Source organism: Soonwooa purpurea (genome assembly GCF_053891095.1).
Map to the genome: position 1 here is coordinate 226703 of NZ_JBSSMA010000002.1, position 16714 is coordinate 243416.

13 protein-coding genes are annotated in these 16714 nt (G+C 35.9%); 6 read left to right on the forward strand and 7 right to left on the reverse strand.

What is annotated here, in order from left to right; translation table 11 throughout:
* Positions 1 to 2: 2 nt before the first annotated feature.
* Entirely contained in the window at positions 3 to 866 is an 864-nt protein-coding gene (rfbD, locus tag ACVFVN_RS02875) for a dTDP-4-dehydrorhamnose reductase (RefSeq protein ID WP_456234093.1), read from the forward strand.
* A gap of 37 nt (positions 867 to 903) precedes the next feature.
* Positions 904 to 1584, forward strand: coding sequence for a hypothetical protein (locus ACVFVN_RS02880; RefSeq protein WP_456234094.1), 681 nt, complete (start codon positions 904 to 906; stop codon positions 1582 to 1584).
* A 13-nt stretch (positions 1585 to 1597) separates the two neighbouring features.
* Here ACVFVN_RS02880 and ACVFVN_RS02885 read toward each other — a convergent pair whose 3' ends face one another.
* The gene (locus ACVFVN_RS02885) at positions 1598 to 3745 is read right to left on the reverse strand and encodes a helix-turn-helix domain-containing protein (RefSeq protein WP_456234095.1); all 2148 of its coding nucleotides are present in this window, start codon (positions 3743 to 3745) and stop codon (positions 1598 to 1600) included.
* Positions 3746 to 3756: 11 nt separating this feature from the next.
* Complete coding sequence (gene ruvC, locus ACVFVN_RS02890) at positions 3757 to 4311, reverse strand: crossover junction endodeoxyribonuclease RuvC (RefSeq protein WP_165135762.1); 555 nt, start codon at positions 4309 to 4311, stop codon at positions 3757 to 3759.
* 102 nt (positions 4312 to 4413) lie between these two features.
* On the opposite strand from ruvC, the gene ACVFVN_RS02895 reads away from it, so the two are divergent.
* The gene (locus ACVFVN_RS02895; RefSeq protein ID WP_456234096.1) at positions 4414 to 7155 is read left to right on the forward strand and encodes a M16 family metallopeptidase; all 2742 of its coding nucleotides are present in this window, start codon (positions 4414 to 4416) and stop codon (positions 7153 to 7155) included.
* 82 nt (positions 7156 to 7237) lie between these two features.
* On the opposite strand, the gene hemH is transcribed toward ACVFVN_RS02895, so the two are convergent.
* Complete coding sequence (gene hemH / locus ACVFVN_RS02900; RefSeq protein WP_456234097.1) at positions 7238 to 8296, reverse strand: ferrochelatase; 1059 nt, start codon at positions 8294 to 8296, stop codon at positions 7238 to 7240.
* Positions 8297 to 8355: 59 nt separating this feature from the next.
* Positions 8356 to 9234 carry a NifU family protein gene (locus ACVFVN_RS02905; protein WP_456234098.1) on the reverse strand — a complete coding sequence of 293 codons (879 nt, stop codon included), beginning with the start codon at positions 9232 to 9234 and terminating at the stop codon, positions 8356 to 8358.
* Positions 9235 to 9518: 284 nt separating this feature from the next.
* Here ACVFVN_RS02905 and ACVFVN_RS02910 point away from each other — a divergent pair, with 284 nt between their 5' ends.
* From ACVFVN_RS02910 to ACVFVN_RS02920, 3 genes are all read left to right on the forward strand, one after another.
* Entirely contained in the window at positions 9519 to 10034 is a 516-nt protein-coding gene (locus ACVFVN_RS02910; RefSeq protein WP_456234099.1) for a gamma carbonic anhydrase family protein, read from the forward strand.
* A 233-nt stretch (positions 10035 to 10267) separates the two neighbouring features.
* Positions 10268 to 11335: a DUF4407 domain-containing protein gene (locus ACVFVN_RS02915; RefSeq protein WP_456234100.1), complete on the forward strand. Its 1068-nt coding sequence runs from the start codon at positions 10268 to 10270 to the stop codon at positions 11333 to 11335.
* A gap of 485 nt (positions 11336 to 11820) precedes the next feature.
* Entirely contained in the window at positions 11821 to 12345 is a 525-nt protein-coding gene (locus ACVFVN_RS02920; RefSeq protein WP_456234101.1) for a T9SS type A sorting domain-containing protein, read from the forward strand.
* A gap of 150 nt (positions 12346 to 12495) precedes the next feature.
* Here the strand turns inward: ACVFVN_RS02920 and guaB are convergent, their stop codons facing one another.
* The 3 genes from guaB to ACVFVN_RS02935 all read right to left on the reverse strand — a co-directional run bounded on the left by guaB (position 12496) and on the right by ACVFVN_RS02935 (position 16698).
* Positions 12496 to 13956, reverse strand: coding sequence for an IMP dehydrogenase (gene guaB, locus ACVFVN_RS02925; protein ID WP_456234102.1), 1461 nt, complete (start codon positions 13954 to 13956; stop codon positions 12496 to 12498).
* A gap of 133 nt (positions 13957 to 14089) precedes the next feature.
* Complete coding sequence (locus ACVFVN_RS02930; protein WP_456234103.1) at positions 14090 to 15298, reverse strand: LuxR C-terminal-related transcriptional regulator; 1209 nt, start codon at positions 15296 to 15298, stop codon at positions 14090 to 14092.
* A gap of 182 nt (positions 15299 to 15480) precedes the next feature.
* The gene (locus ACVFVN_RS02935; protein WP_165135787.1) at positions 15481 to 16698 is read right to left on the reverse strand and encodes a response regulator transcription factor; all 1218 of its coding nucleotides are present in this window, start codon (positions 16696 to 16698) and stop codon (positions 15481 to 15483) included.
* Positions 16699 to 16714: the final 16 nt, after the last annotated feature.

The following is a 16714-nucleotide window of genomic DNA, read 5'->3' on the forward strand; positions in this document are numbered from 1 at the left end:
CTATGAAAAGAATTTTAGTCATTGGTGCCAATGGTCAGCTGGGACATTGCCTGCAAAAGATTGCCCCAAAATATCATGAACTGTTCGATTTTAATTTTACAGGCTCATCCGTTTTAGACATTACAAAACATGAAGACATTGCTCGTGAGTTTCAAGACTATCAACCCGACTTTTGCATTAATGCTTCGGCTTATACCGCAGTCGATTTAGCAGAAACCGAGCAAGAAAAAGCTTTTGCCGTTAATGCTTATGCTGTGGCGGATTTGGCAGACGTTTGCGAAAGTCATGACTGTACACTTATCCATGTTTCTACAGATTATGTGTTCGAAGGCAATACCAATATCGATTATGATGAGGATAACTTTACCAATCCAACGGGTGTTTACGGTGCGAGCAAAAGAAAAGGGGAAGAGTTGGCTTTGGATAACAATCCTAAAACCATTATCCTGAGAACATCTTGGTTATACTCGGAGTTTAACAAGAACTTTGTGAAAACCATGCTTAGTTTATTTAAAACCAAAGATGAGGTTGGCATTGTTGATGATCAATACGGACAACCAACCAATGCTAATGACCTTGCAGAAGCGATTATGTCAATTATCGAGAAACAAGCGAAGCATTATGGGATTTTTCACTTTTCAAATTATCCGGAAACGACTTGGTTCAAATTTGCGGAGAAAATTAAAGAATTTTCAGGTTCCGATATTAAGCTTAATCCAATTACCACAGAGCAATTTCCGACGCCGGCAAAACGCCCTATGCGCAGCACGATGAATCTTGACAAAATCGAAAAAAAATATGGTATCGAACCGCGCCGTTGGGAACATAGTTTGGAAGAATGTGTTGATATTTTAAAACATCTTTAATTAAATAATATTTTTACAAACATTAAGTTTACTGAACATGAGAATAGCAAAAAAAATAATTTTTGGATTAGCATTGATATTTGGTTTCATCGCTATGGCACAAAATGTTGTGTTAAGCAGCGTGGTGAAATCCAACGACAATCAGGATAAATTCCTTTACAAAATAAATCCTGAAACGACCAAAGGAGACTATCTCGGTGAGATTTTGGTGAACGGATTTTCCAATGACGATGTTGCGGTTTTTGATGCTGTTTATAAAAAAGCAAAACAAGTGGGCGCCAACACATTTTCTTGGAAAAAACCCGACGGAATGGAAGATGAGGCCTTCAATCCCAATCATTATTTTTTGAGTTTGTATTATACGCCAGCTTCAGAAATTCCGCAAGAATATAACACGATTTATTTGGTAGCATCCTCCAAGAATGACCAAAAAATTAGCATTAACAAAAATAAAATGAATTTAAAAGAAAGACATTTTATCAGAAAAACATTTAGTCCAGGACAAGAAATTACGGTTTCTACAAGACAATTTTTAGGAAGCGGAATAAAAGTCACAGGAAAAGAAGAACACCCAGCACAGTATTTCCAAATCTCCAATTTCAAAGTCAAGGAAAACCAGAGCATGTACGGCGGCATTAATATAAAATCCAGCGACATTATTGGGTTAGAGCGTTCTTACGGTGATTTTTTAACAACGATCTATACAGAACAGAAATAATCAAAAAAACATCTCAATCGAGATGTTTTTCGTTTTTTATATTTAAAAAAAAGTTCCAAAGCAATCGTATTTCATTGTACTCGAATTCCAGTGGAAGCACCGCTTTCCAATCGTTGAGATTGTCTTGTGGATTTTCCTTGAAAACCTTTTCAAAATCATTAAATTTTTCTTTTGGGTAAATTCTCAACATGTCTTTTTTATCCAAAATGCCTTGCTCAGCAAATTTTCCTAAATGACCATACACCGTTGACACGACCAATCCGCGTTCTTTAGCCACTTCTGCCAAAGTCTTTCCTTCTTGGAACATCTGGAAACTTAAGATATGCGTTGGGACCTTTTTAATTTTTGAAGAAATTTCAACATCTTTACTTTTATCAAACAAATCGACATTTAGCAATTGTGCGTCTTTGATATCATTGAGATATTCTTGCATATCATCGACCCAAATTTTAAAATCTTCGTTGTAAGCTTTTAGCCCTTTTACGCCTTTGGTTGTTGCATAGAAATCTTTTAAAGGAACAAATATTTTCTCATTAACATTGCTAAAAAAGAAATTAACGGCGCCTTTAGCTTTTTCCTCAACTTGTTGCCAATCACTTTCCTGACTGATGAATTTTTGAGTCAATTGTTTTAAAACTTTTTCAAACTTATTGAAGATTTGTACCAGATTTTGGATTTCGGGTTTTAGACTTTGGTAAAGATTTTTCTTTTGTTCGCGGTCCAGATAACGACTATCTTTTCCACTATTAAACCAAATTTCCAATGTCGGTGCAAACCAAGTGCAGTCCAATCTTCGGATCACTTTTTCGATGCTGTAATCGTATTTTTCGGCTTCCAAAATTGCCTCCATTCTGTCATTCGCATTTGTGGAGGTCTGGAACTGTGCTACACGATGGTCTTTAAAAATAACATCGGGTGTGATTCGGGATTTTAAAACAATACCTTCCAAAGTTCGGCAACGCGACAAAGCCACATAAACTTGGCCAGAAGCAAAACTTTTTCCAGCATCGATAATCAAACGGTCAAAGGTTAAACCTTGACTTTTATGAATGGTAACCGCCCAAGCCAAACGTATTGGATATTGTTTGAAACTACCCAAAACCTCTTCGGTAATATTTTTTTCAGAATCGAGGCTGTATTTTTTTTGTTCCCAAATTTCAGGTTTTATAGTAAATTCTTCCTGACTGCCGTCCAAAACAACACTTATCTCGTCTCCGTTGATGTAGGTGATTTCTGCTAATTTTCCATTGTAATAAAGCTTATCTGGCGAGGTATCATTTCTGATAAACATGATTTGAGCGCCTACTTTTAGTTCAAGTGTTTGCTCATTTGGATATTGACTTTCTTTAAAATCGCCAACAATTTCAGCATCGAAATAATGAGAACGATTGCCAAGCTCTTTTAATTTGCGTTGGTTAATTTCGTCAGCTTGTCGATTGTGAGAACATAGATAGACGTAAGATTCTTCTTTTGGCTCAAAATCGGGATCGTAGCGAGCGTTTAGTTCGTTAAAATCAATGTTTTCAGTATCTCCATTTCGGATGGCGTTTAGTATTTCAAGGAATTTTTCATCGCTTTGTCGATATACTTTCCGAAGTTCAATGGTGATAATGGGATAGTTTTCTAAAGCTTTTGCGTGGAAAAAAAATGGCGAAGCATAATATTGATTCAATAAATATTCGTCCCGAACAACAGGCGGTAATTGGTAAAGATCACCAATGAATAGCATCTGCACACCACCAAATTTTAGTGGATTACGTCGAATATGACGTAGCGCAAAATCCATCATGTCCAAGACATCTGCGCGCAACATTGACACTTCGTCGATGATGATAACTTCTATCTCGCGAAGTAGTTTTAATTTATCTTTTCGATATTTGAAATGAGGCATCAGATCCGCAATGTTGTTAGCAAGATTTTGGTCGATACGCTCTGTCGTAGGGATAAAAGTCCGAAGTGGTAATCCAAACATCGAGTGGATGGTGACGCCACCAGCATTGATTGCCGCAATACCTGTTGGCGCGATAATGATATGTTTTTTCTGAGTTTTCTTTACGAAATTATTTAGGAAAGTTGTTTTTCCCGTTCCTGCTTTTCCTGTTAAAAAAATACTACGATTGGTATGTTCAATCAAGTCAAATAAAGCCTCATTCTGTTCCATAAAAAATAAGTTTATTTAATTCGATTAGGATTTTGTTTTAGAAAACTGTCCCAACCAGAGTAGGATTTTTCTGTCGAAAGATTTCCAGAATTAAAATGATGACAAACCGCCACAGCCAGACCGTCCGAAGCATCCAGATATTTGGTCGGAAATTCTTTTAGGTTCAAAAGTTTTTGCAACATTCCTGCAACTTGTTCTTTGCTGGCATTTCCATTTCCAGTGATTGCCATTTTAATTTTCTTAGGAGAATATTCAACAATTGGAACATCGCGATGCAAACTTGCGGCCATTGCCACGCCTTGTGCGCGACCTAATTTCAACATACTTTGGACATTTTTTCCAAAGAAAGGTGCTTCCAAAGCAACTTCATCAGGATGATATTCATCAATCAAAGATAGGGTGCGGTCGAAGATGTGTTTTAGTTTTATTTCGTGGGTTTCATATTTCTTAAGAATAAGTTCATGAATGGCTAGTAGCGACATTTTGCCACCTTTTATGGTGATAATTCCAAAGCCCATTACGGCGGTTCCTGGGTCGATTCCTAAGATGATTTTTTCGGTTTGCATTAGCGCAAAGTTACGTTAAGATTTTTAAAATATTAAATCAAAAACAGTATCGAATTAAATAAAAGCTTACTTTTAATAATCACAAAATATCACTAATTAATTATGAAAAAACTTTTACTAGCCTCGGCTTTTAGCTTTGGATTTGGTGTAATGCCAATTGCTATTTATGCGCAAAAAAGTGCTGTAGAATCGCCAGTTTACGTTAGTAATACTGAAGGAATTAAAGAGTATAATCTTAAAAATGGACTTAAAGTATTATTAATTCCAGATGCTTCACAAAGTAATATGGTTGTTAATATTATCTACAATGTTGGTTCTCGACACGAAGGTTATGGTGAAAAAGGTATGGCCCATTTGCTGGAACACATGCTTTTCAAAAGCACCAAAAAATTAGGTGACATCAAAAAACAATTGTCGGATAAAGGAGGTGCTGCCAACGGTACAACGTGGTATGACAGGACCAATTATTATGAAGTTTTCCCTTCTAGTGACGAGAATCTTCGTTGGGCTTTGGAGATGGAAGCCGATAGAATGATAAATGCAACAATTCTTCAGTCAGATTTGGATAAAGAATTTTCAGTGGTAAGAAACGAGTTCGAGATTGGAGAAAATAACCCAGGCAGTGTGTTGCAAGAACGTATTGTCTCAACGGCTTATTTGTGGCACAACTACGGAAACTCAACCATCGGTAGCAAAGAAGATATCGAACGTGTTAAAGCACCGACGTTGAGAAAGTTTTATGAAAAATTTTATCAACCGGATAATGCAACTTTGATTGTTGCTGGTAAATTCGATGAGAAAAAAGCTTTGGATTATGTATCACAATATTTTGCACCTATCCCGAAGCCGACAAGAGTTATTGATCCAACATACACCGTAGAACCAGCACAGGACGGAGAACGTTTTATCGAATTGAAGCGATCTGGTGACAGCAAAGTTGTCGGAGCACTATACCATACCGCGCCTTTTGCGGATAAAGATTACGCGGCTTTGGACGCACTAAGTGAAATTTTAACTTCGGATCCTTCGGGGTATTTGTATAAAGCATTTATTGACACGCACAAGGCCGCTTCTGTGTACGGGTGGCAACCAACGGTTCGTGATGCGAGTTATTTATATTTTGGACTAGAAGTTCCGAATGATAAAGATGTTAAAGCGACACAAGAAGAGTTTAGAAAAGAGTTGGATAAAGTGGCCAATATCAAATATACCGATGATGATGTAAAACGTGCCAAAGCCAAACTTCTAAAACAAGTTGAAAATATTAAAAACAATACCATCAATTATGCTATTAGCTTAACCGAAGTTATTGGTGCTGGCAATCACAAACTTTTTATGCTGTATCGTGATAATGTTGAACAATTAACCAAAGCCGATATCCAACGCGTTGCAGAAAAATATTTTAGAAGTAATAACCGTACAATAGGCGCTTTTATACCAACAAAAGATGAAGTTCGTGTTAAAAACACCGAATATTCTGACAGCCAAATTGCAAGTTTAACCAAAGATTATAAAGGTAAAGCATTAGAAAAAGAAGCCGCAGCTTTTGAAGCTTCCATCAAAAATTTAAAAGCCAATCTTACAGAGTCTACATTAAATAATGGCCTTAAATATGGCCTAATTAAAAAAGAAATAAAAGGAAACAAAATGCTTGCGAGTTTTCGTTTTCCAATTGGCAATGTAAAGGATTTAACAGGTAAGTCAGACGTTGGATCATTAATGGCTCAAGTGCTTAAAACGGGAACGAAATCCCATACCAAAGAGCAGATCCAAGACATGTTGGACGAGTGGAAGACCAATCTTAACTTCGGATTTAGCGGTCAGACTCTATTTGTAAACATTAATACCTACAAAGAAAATTTCCCTAAGGTGATGAATTTGGTGAAAGAAATTTTAACTGAATCTACTTTCCCAGAAGCGGAATTGGTGAAAACTGTTAACGAATATAATACTTACCTAGAATCTTCGTTGAACGACCCACAGGCTTTAGCTTTTACAGAGATTGAGCGTCAAAGTACAGCTTATCCGAAAGAAAGCATCTATTACACGCCATCAACAAAAGAACAAATAGAAAATAACAAAAAAGTGACGCGTCAACAACTTTTAGATTTTTATTCAAATATGCTAGGTGCTAATAATGGCGTAGGTTCTGTAGTCGGCGATTTGGACGGAAAAACAGTTTCAGGATTGATAGAGTCAACCTTTGGAAATTGGAATTCTAAATCGAAATACGAGTATATCAAACCAGAACTATTCGGAACTAAAAAATTAGATAAAGATTATTTGACGCCAGATAAAGAGAATGGCGCAGCGGTTGGCCGTATCAATTTTGCCATGAATCGTAATAGCGCAGATTATCCTGCCATGGTGATGGCGAACGAAATTCTTGGAAGTGGCGGTTTCTTGTCTGCGCGTATTCCGATGCGTTTGCGCGAGAAAGACGGCATCAGTTATGGTGCGGGTTCTTTCATGAATATTCCGATGAATAACGACGTTGCGTCTTGGTCTTGGTATGCACTTTTTAATCCGACAAAAAAAGAGGCTGTTAACAAAGCTGTGAAAGAGGAAATTGCAAAAGCGCTTAAAGATGGTTTCACAGCAGAAGAATTGAAATCTAATTTGACATCGTGGCTTAACTCTAGAAAAACTGGATTGGGGAACGATAATACTTTAATGAATCTTGTCAATACGCAATTGCTATATGGCGTTTCACTAGATGAATATGACAAGTTGGAAAAAGAAGTTTCTGCGTTGAAGTTGGATCAAGTCAACGCTGTTTTAAGAAAATATATTTCTGAAGACAGGTTAACTTCTGTCTATGCAGGTGATTTTAATAAAAAATAAAAAGCATGAAATAATTTTAAACAAAAAGTCCAAGTATTTCGCTTGGACTTTTTATTTATTTTTGAAAAGCTTGAACAGATTTTTAAACCAAATAAAACTCGTTCAGTCTTTCCTCGCAAAGAGTTTTTACAACATTAATCCATTGGTCTTCGTCGTTAAGACAAGGGATGTAGTGGAAGTTTTCGCCACCTGCATGGAGGAATTCTTCTTTACCTTCGACCGATATTTCTTCTAAAGTTTCTAGACAATCGGATACAAAAGCAGGACAAACCACAGCGATATTTTTGATTCCTTTTTTCGGGATCGATTCAAAAGTTTCATCGGTATAAGGCTCAACCCATTTGTCTTTTCCAAGTCGAGATTGGAAAGAAACAATCACCTTTTCTTTTGGAATGCCCAATTTTGCAATGACAAGTTCTGTCGTTTTGTAGCATTGATGTCTGTAACAATAGGCGTTGTGTGTTTCCACTTGGCTGTTGATACAGTTAGCATCATCGATTTTACAAGTCTTAGAAGGATCGGTTTTATAAAGATGCCTTTCCGGAACGCCATGATACGAAAACTGTAAAGCATCAAAATTTCTAGGTAATTTTTCCTTAATACTTTCAGCTAAACAATCGATATAATCTTCTCGATCGTAAAATGGCTGAACATAATTAATTTTAACTTCCGGGAATTTTTTCTTGCGTACAGCTTCTGCTTTTTCTATAACTGTTTCTGTCGTACTCATCGCATATTGCGGATAGAGTGGGAACAAAACAATCTCTGTAACGTCTTGGTCAACGAGTTTTTTAATTCCTGTTTCTATGCTAGGTTCTGCGTAGCGCATTCCGATTTCTACCGGGACATCAACCAACTTTTGAAGTTTCTCTTGGATTTGTTGTGTTATGACAATCAGCGGAGAACCTTTTTCTGTCCAAACTGTTTTGTACGCTTCTGCAGATTTTGCGGGGCGTGTTTTCAAAATAATGCCTTGCACAAGAAGCGCACGACCAATCCAGCGATAATCGATAACTCTTTCGTCCATCAAAAATTCGTCAAGATAATCTTTAACATCTTTCACAGATGTCGATTTGGGCGAACCTAGATTAACGAGTAAAATGCCTTTTCGTTGCTTAGCGTGTAGCTTGTTGGTATCCAATGTTTGATTTTAAATTTGAGTAAAGTTCTGATGTTTTCCATCAACGATTACAAAAGTGATTAGCCATTAACAGCTTCTACTTTGTCCACTAAATCTGGTACAAATTGTTTTAAAATATTTTCGATGCCATTTTTAAGGGTTGCAGTGGAAGAAGGACAACCGCTACATGCGCCTTGTAAAAGCATTTTAGCTGTTTTGCTCTCTTCATCATATTCCATCAAGGAGATTTTTCCACCATCGTTTTCTACAGCTGGAGCAACATATTCCATGAGGATATCGCTGATTTTTTGCTCGTTATCGGTATAGTCACGATTTAAAATTTTCTGAACTGGATTCTCATGCGGATGAGGCTCGATGTTTGAAACTTCGCCTCCTGCCTGAAGATAATCAGCAACTTTGGAACGAACTTGCGTCATAATCTGGTGCCATTCGTATTGATTGTCTTTGGTGACAGCCACAAAATTATCGCTAATAAAAATTTCTTTTACAAAATCGAATTCATCGAAAAGCGCTTTTGCTAAAGGTACAAGCTCTGCGTCTTGCGCATTTTTGCATTCGAGAAAGCCGTCCAAAAGCAACTTGTTAGAAACGAATTTCATCACCGCTGGATTGGGCGTCATCTCCGAATAGATTTGGTACAATTCTTTTTTCTTTTGAAGGTAAATTCTTGGATTTGCCAAAAGTTCGTCTTCAATAACATTTTTAAGACTTTCCGTAATATGTTCCCATTCTGCAGAATCTTCTTTGGCTACCGCGATGAAGTTAGCCGTGATAAAAATACGACTTACAAAAGGGTAGTTAAACAATTCTTGAGCTAATGGAATTTCCGAAATATCGGAGTCTCTATCGAGTTCTAAAGATCCTGGGACAAGGTTGTAATCGGCTACAAACTTTAGGACTTTAGGATTTTCTGTTGGTTCTATTAAAATTTGTCTCATTGACTGATTTTTTCTCTTACAAAAATATCGTAATTTGGTGGAAGAAAAAAATGTGGCAGGATAAGCTATTTCTCGAAAGCTTGAAGAATAGGGTTTTAGGTGTTTTTGATTTTTTCTATATAGCTTATTTGTAATAGAATGACAAAATTCTAGCCCCGATTGTAGCATTTGTTTGAGCTCTTTGCAAAACAAGGCATAAGCTAGGGCTTTGCAAAAGCGAGTGCGGAAAGCGGGAATAGCTTCAAAAAAGAATAAAATAATTAGCTGATAATAAATTTATAAAAATGGCAATAGTTAAAGAACTTTTGGGGAAAACGCCCAAAATAGGTGAAAATACGTGGCTTGCAGAGACGGCAACTATCGTAGGAGATGTGGAGATGGGAAAAGATTGCAGCGTTTGGTTCAATGCGGTGATAAGAGGGGATGTACATTACATCAAAATAGGTGATCGTGTGAATATCCAAGACAACGCGATGGTGCATTGTACTTACCAAAAAAGTCCGACAGTTATTGGAAATAACGTGTCCATAGGACATAACGCTATTGTGCATGGTTGTACTTTGAAAGATAATGTGTTGATAGGGATGGGGGCTATTGTAATGGATGATTGCGTTGTAGAAAGTAATTCTATTGTCGCGGCTGGCGCGGTTGTAACGGCAAATACCCACATTAGCGAAGGTGAAATTTGGGCAGGCGTTCCTGCAAAAAAAGTGAAAGATGTGTCGCAACAATTAATAGAAGGCGAAATCAACCGAATTGCCAATAATTACATGAAATATTCTAGTTGGTATAAAGAATAATATTTGTGGTTCATATCATTTTATTAGACTCTTTTCTCGAGATATTTTTTAATGAGAAAAGAGTTTTTTGTTTATAATACCGGCGTTGGTGTTATTTTGTAAAAATAAATTTCAATTTTGAATTCAGGATAATTGTCTTGGCATATTTTTCGCTACTTGGTAAAGCCTATTACTATTTGTAACAATATATAGTTTTAAATGACAAATTGTAATATCTAAAAAATGAAATAAACATGAATTGGTTACAACATTTTCTTATACTTTGCTCGGGCGCGAATGTTCATATATTGAAAAAAACACCTTCCGAATGGAACAAATTTGCAGGTATTGGTGGTATCGTTTTGTTCACTGCTGTTTTTGCAAGCTTGTCTGCAGGATATGCTATTTTTACGGTGTTTGATGATGTTTGGATTTCCGTCGGCTTTGGACTTTTATGGGGTTTGATGATTTTCAATCTCGACCGGTACATTGTGTCTTCCATTAAAAAAACTGTTGGCTGGTGGCATCAACTTTTGATGACTTTGCCGCGTTTGGCTTTGGCAACTTTTCTAGGTATTATCATTGCAAAACCTTTGGAACTTAAGATTTTTGAGAAAGAAGTTAATAAGCAACTTAACACGATTATCCAGAGAAATAAAAAACAATTACAAGCCGAGATGAGTGGGCGTATTCTTCAACAATCTGGCCCTTTTGACACCGAGAAAAAAGAAATTGCCGATAAATTAAAAACCTATCAGATCGCTTATGATTCTGCGGCTGTAGAATTGGAGAAAGAAATCCTCGGAACAAAAACTGGGCTTACCAGCGGAAAAGAAGGTTATGGACCTAATGCCAAACGAAAAGCAGAGTTGAAAGAGCAACGCCGCCAAGATCTTGAAAATTATCAAAAACAAATGGCGCCAAGATTGGATTATCTGGACAAAGAAATTTCGAAAGTCTATACGAATCTAGAAACTGAACGAAAAAGTACCGAAACCTTTGAGGATAAATTCAATGGTTTTGCAGCGCGGTTACAAGCTTTGGATGAGCTGGGGAAAAACTCAGCAATTATCGCTTTGGCAGCCAGTTTTATTATGGGAATGTTTATCTGTCTGGAAATTTCGCCAGTTTTGATAAAGCTGATTTCGAATGTTGGACCTTACGACTATCTTTTAGAAAAAACTGAAAATGAGTTTAAACTCTATGCTAAAGAAAAAATTGAAAAAGGAAATTCTTTGACCGATCATAGAATCCATGATTTTAAAGAAGAATTGGATGAGAAAAAAGTAAAACCACAAAATGATAATTCTCCCGAAGCTTAATCTATTTAAAATATAAAATAATTTGAAAATTATCAAGAAGAATTAAAAAGATTCTAGGTTCTATAAATAAAACTATATATTTGTCTTCCTAATTTTAAAAATTTATACTTATGAAAAGAATTTTATCTTTTTCTTTAACAGCCGTTATCGCATTTACTGCTTACTCATAGGAATTATGGAGCGATAATTTCGAGTCTTACAATATCGGAAATCTCGGTACACAAGGAGGCTGGCAAAATGATGGCGTTACCGCAAGTTGGACAAAAGTTGCAAATATTGATGCAGCACACGGAAAGTCTTTTCAGTTAGCTAGTCCATCTTCTAACTCGGATGGTGCTTGGAAATTTCGAGAATTTGATCCTGCTGCAAGAACAGAAGGTAATGATATTTTTGTTGTAGAATATGACTATTACACAGGAACTAACGGAACAGATGCTGTTGGAGCTGTACAAATTTATAATACTGATGACGGGTATGCTACTCTCATGGAAATAGGTTATAGTGATGGCGCTTTGTATTTGGCTGATTCTTTTGACGGAATTTATTTAGATGAAAATGCAAGTCCTAATACTTGGTATCACATCAAAGTTGCTTTTGATTCTAGTACAGGAGAAATTAAAGCACGTGTAAACAATGGTGAAGTGTTGACTTATGATGGTTATAGTGCTGGTTATTATCCAAACGAATTCGATGTTTTAATGGTTGGTGCGACTACTGCAGGTTTTGATAATATTTCTGTAACAGCAACTGCAACAGATCCTTTCTTAGCTGTATCTAATGTTTCTAAAAAATCTTTTGTAAGCGTTTATCCAAATCCTACAGCAGATGTTGTTAACATTAAATCTGATAAAAAAGTAGCATCTGTTTCTATCTATGATGCTGCTGGAAAAGTTGTGAAAACGACCGTAGAAACTTCTATCAACGTAGAAAACTTAGCTAATGGTTCTTATATTGTTAATATTAGTTATGTTGACGGTTCTAAAGAATCTACTAAAGTTATCAAAAAATAATTTTTTAGAATTGTAGATATTAAGAGGTTATTTCAGAAGTTGAAAATCATTGGATTTTGTCATTACCACAATCTCTTTTTATCATTTTTTAAACAAATAAAAACTCCGAAGTTTCTAAAAGCTTCGGAGTTTGTTTTATAAGAAATTCTTTTATAAAGAATAGTTAGGCGCTTCTTGCGTAATAATCACATCATGAGGATGAGATTCTTTCAATCCACTTCCTGTGATCATTACCATTTTTGAATCTTTCTGTAAGGCTTCAATATCTTTCGCGCCACAATAACCCATTCCAGCTCGAAGACCTCCCGTTAATTGGAAGATAACATCTTCTAATTTTCCTTTGTAAGGTACGCGTCCTTCGATACCTTCTGGAACAAATTTTTTAGCTTCACTTTGGAAATAACGTTCTTTACCACCACGCTTCATTGCTGAAAGACTTCCCATACCTTGATAAGATTTGAAGGTTCTGCCCTGGAAGATGATTTCTTCGCCTGGTGCTTCTTCAGTTCCTGCCAAAAGAGATCCTAGCATTACAGCACTTGCGCCACTTGCGATGGCTTTTACAATATCACCCGAAAGTTTGATACCGCCATCAGCGATAACCGCAACATTTTTCTTTTTAGCATATTCATATACATTGTAAATTGCAGAAAGTTGAGGTACACCTACGCCAGCAACAACTCGTGTTGTACAGATTGATCCTGGACCAACGCCAACTTTTAGAACATTAGCACCTGCTTTAATTAGATCTTTAGCAGCTTCAGCGGTTACGATATTTCCGCCAACGATGTCCAGAGTAGGATAGGCTTTTCTAATTTCAGCAATCTTGTCCAAAACACCTTTAGAATGTCCGTGTGCAGAATCTATGGCAACAATGTCAACGCCTGCAGCAACCAATGCTTTTACGCGATCCATTGTATCTTCGCCAACGCCAACGCCCGCACCTACGATAAGACGTCCATTTTCATCTTTGTTGGCATTAGGATATTCCATTTGGTTGTCGATGTCTTTAATAGTAATCAATCCAACCAATTTATTTTTCTGGTCAACAATCGGTAATTTTTCAACACGATTTTTAAGAAGTATCTCTTTCGCTTTTTCTAAATTAGTGTCTTTGTCGGATGTGATAAGATTTTCACTTGTCATGATCACAGCGACTTTCATATCAAGGTTTTCCTGATATTTAACATCACGATTGGTAATAATCCCGATAAGGATACCGTCTGCGTCAACAACGGGAAGTCCAGAGATTTTATATTTGTTCATTAAATCCTTAGCCTGACCCAAAGTATGATCTTTGGAAAGTGTAACGGGATCGGAAATCATGCCATTTTCTGAACGTTTTACGCGGTTAACTTGTGCAGCTTGTTCTGCGATTGTCATATTTTTGTGGATGAAGCCAAGACCGCCAACACGAGCAATGGCAATTGCTAAATCGGCTTCTGTAACCGTGTCCATCGCCGCGGAAACGATTGGCGCATTAAGCGTGATTTTGTCTGTAAGTCTTGATTTTAAAGATACCTGATTCGGTAAGACTTCGGAGTACGAAGGGATGAGAAGAACATCATCAAAAGTGATAGCTTGTTCTACAATTTTGTTGTGAATAGACATTTTTACTTTCTTGCAAAATTAAAGTTTTTTGCTGAATTCTGAAAATCAAGGAATTGATATTAACTAAATTTAATTTTCAATCTGTAAATCAGTCGTCTATATGTTTTTTATCGAATTAATGATCCCTGAGGCTTTATAGATCCCAACGCTTTTCGATGCCTAGATTGTTATAGATAATTTTCAAATGATATTTGACTGTATTTTCGGAAATGAAAAGTTCTGCAGCAATTTCTTTATTTGTTTTTCCTTGTTTTACAAGGTTGATGATGTCTATTTGTCTTTCGGAAAAGTTATAGTTTTCAATGTATTTTTCTTCTTTAGTTTTGGTATTGCTTGCAATTAATTCCAGCTCGTGTCGCATTCGGTTGTTTTCAGACTCAATGAATTTTTTTCGTTGTTTATTAGAAAGATAGAGTCTATAAAGAACGAATGCCAACGCAATTGCAAAAACAAATAGTAAAATAAATAAGAATTTTATTCGCTTTTCAAATTCGATTTCTTTGGTTTTTCTGTTGTCAAGAAGATTTTTGTCTAGGATTGTAAGTTTTCCTCGATAGTTGTTAGCATCGTATTTTGTTGTAATTTCGAGTGCTTTACTTTGGTAGATGTAGGCTTTTTCGTAATCGCCCGATTCGCCGTAAAAGCGGCTTATGGTGTAGTACAAATAATTTTCGTAGATCAACATATTGTATTTCTGCGCATAATACAATCCATTTCGGAAGGCGTCTTCAGCCTTTTTTTTGTCTTTGGTTTGACGCGCAATTTCGAGTGCTTTGATGTAGATGGCAGGAAGATGTTTCGGGCTTTCTTTTTTTAATATCGCGATGGTGTTGTTGAGAATGTCTTCTGCGCCTTGCACATCATTATCACGCATTTTCCATATCGCGAGAACGTTGTTGTAAAAAGCTTTAGTTTCTGGTTCTAAGATAGATACGTCTTTTTTTTCTATTTGTTTTAAGTAAACGTCGGCTTCCTCAAATTTTGAAGTGTCAAAATAGACGAACATCTTTTCGACAAGAATTCTTACTTCTACCAAATCCCGCTCCGCTTGTGTCTTGCTTTCTTTGCCAAAGCTATGCGCCAATTCCAGGTTGCTAAGTATTTCGGGATAGTTGTAGAGTCTTTTTTGCGTAAGTGCTTTTTGCAGATAAGCATTATACTTATCAAAGTTTGTTGATTTACGATCGGTAATTATTTTTTCTAATCTAATAAAAGATTCTTCATAATTAAATTTATCATTAAGACTAGAGATTTCATTATTCAGTTTGGAAGTATCAATGTTGTTGGATTTTGAAAACTGGAAGACAACAAGAAAGATAATGAAATATAGAAATTTTGACATGCTTGTATTTTTTAACCGGTTGGGGTCAGTAGCTTGATTTTAATGTTTTATTTATTGGATGTTTTGGACGTTTGTATTGGCTGTTAATTTTGCCACTGTTACAATACGAAATGGGTTTGCAATAATACAATCTATTTTTTAGAGCCATAACTTTTATACTGTTGATATATCTGGAAATGTTTTTATATAGCAGGTTGTAATTCGCTTCGGTTATCAATTTCCAGAATGTTATAAATAATTTTAAGATGGTATTTGACAGTGTTTTCAGAAATATGAAGTTGCAAACCAATTTCTTTATTTGTTTTTCCTTTTTTTACAAGCTCGATGATGTCCAATTGTCGCTGACTAAGATTGTAATTGTCAAGGCTGATTTTCTGCTCGCCTTTTTCGTCAAGCGCTTTGGTCAGTTTTTCTAGTTCGCCACGCATGCGGGTGTTTTCTCGTTGTATTAGCTTGTTTTTTTGCTTATTAGATTTGTGTAGTTTGATGAGTACAATTATAAAAGCTGACAAAATAACGATAGAAAACGCAAGAAAATATTGGAGCTTTTTTTGATAATCGCGTTCTAAATTATTACGTTTGTTAATCAAATTTTTTTCTAAAACAGCGAGTTTACCACTCTGGAAAGTTGCATTATATTGTGAAGAAATCTCAACGCCTTGGTTTTCGTAGAGGTAAGCGTTTTTATAATCTTCAAGTGTAAGAAAAAAGTGACTCATCGTATAATACATCGATATTTTGTAAATAGCCATATTGTATTTATTCGCATAAGCAATTCCCTCATCAAAAGCTTTTTGCGCCATGTCTTTATCTTTGAAATGTTCAGCAAGTCCTATCATTTTGGTGTAGATTAAAGGAAGATGTTTTGGACTTTCAACTTTCAAAATTTTTATAGCATCATCTAGCGTGGCTTTTGCAAGCGTGTATTCTTTATTGATGATTTGCGTTACCGCAACAGCGCTGAGGTAAAATGCATGCGTTTCTGGGTCTAATAGATTGAGGTTTTTTGTGGCTAAAATGTTGATGAGTTTTTCAGCTTGAGCATAAGATCGAGAATCAAATTCAACAAACATTTTTTCAGTCAATATTCTTACTTCAGCTGCTTCTTCGAAATCGGTATTTTTGGCTTCTTCCATCGCGTAGCCAAGATTTTCTAAAACTTCGGGATAATTATACAATCTTTTATAAGTTAAAGCTTTCTGCAAATGAGCATTGTACAAATCCTGTTGGCTTGCTTTTTTATTATTAAGAATATTTTCGAGCTTTACAATAGATTCTTCATATTTGTATCGATCATTAAGCTCTGATATTTCATGATGAAGCTTAATAGGATCAACCAGTTGCGCATGAATATTAAAACTAAAATTAAAGAGAAATAGAATGAATAGAAATTTATTCATTTTAAAAGTTTTCGAA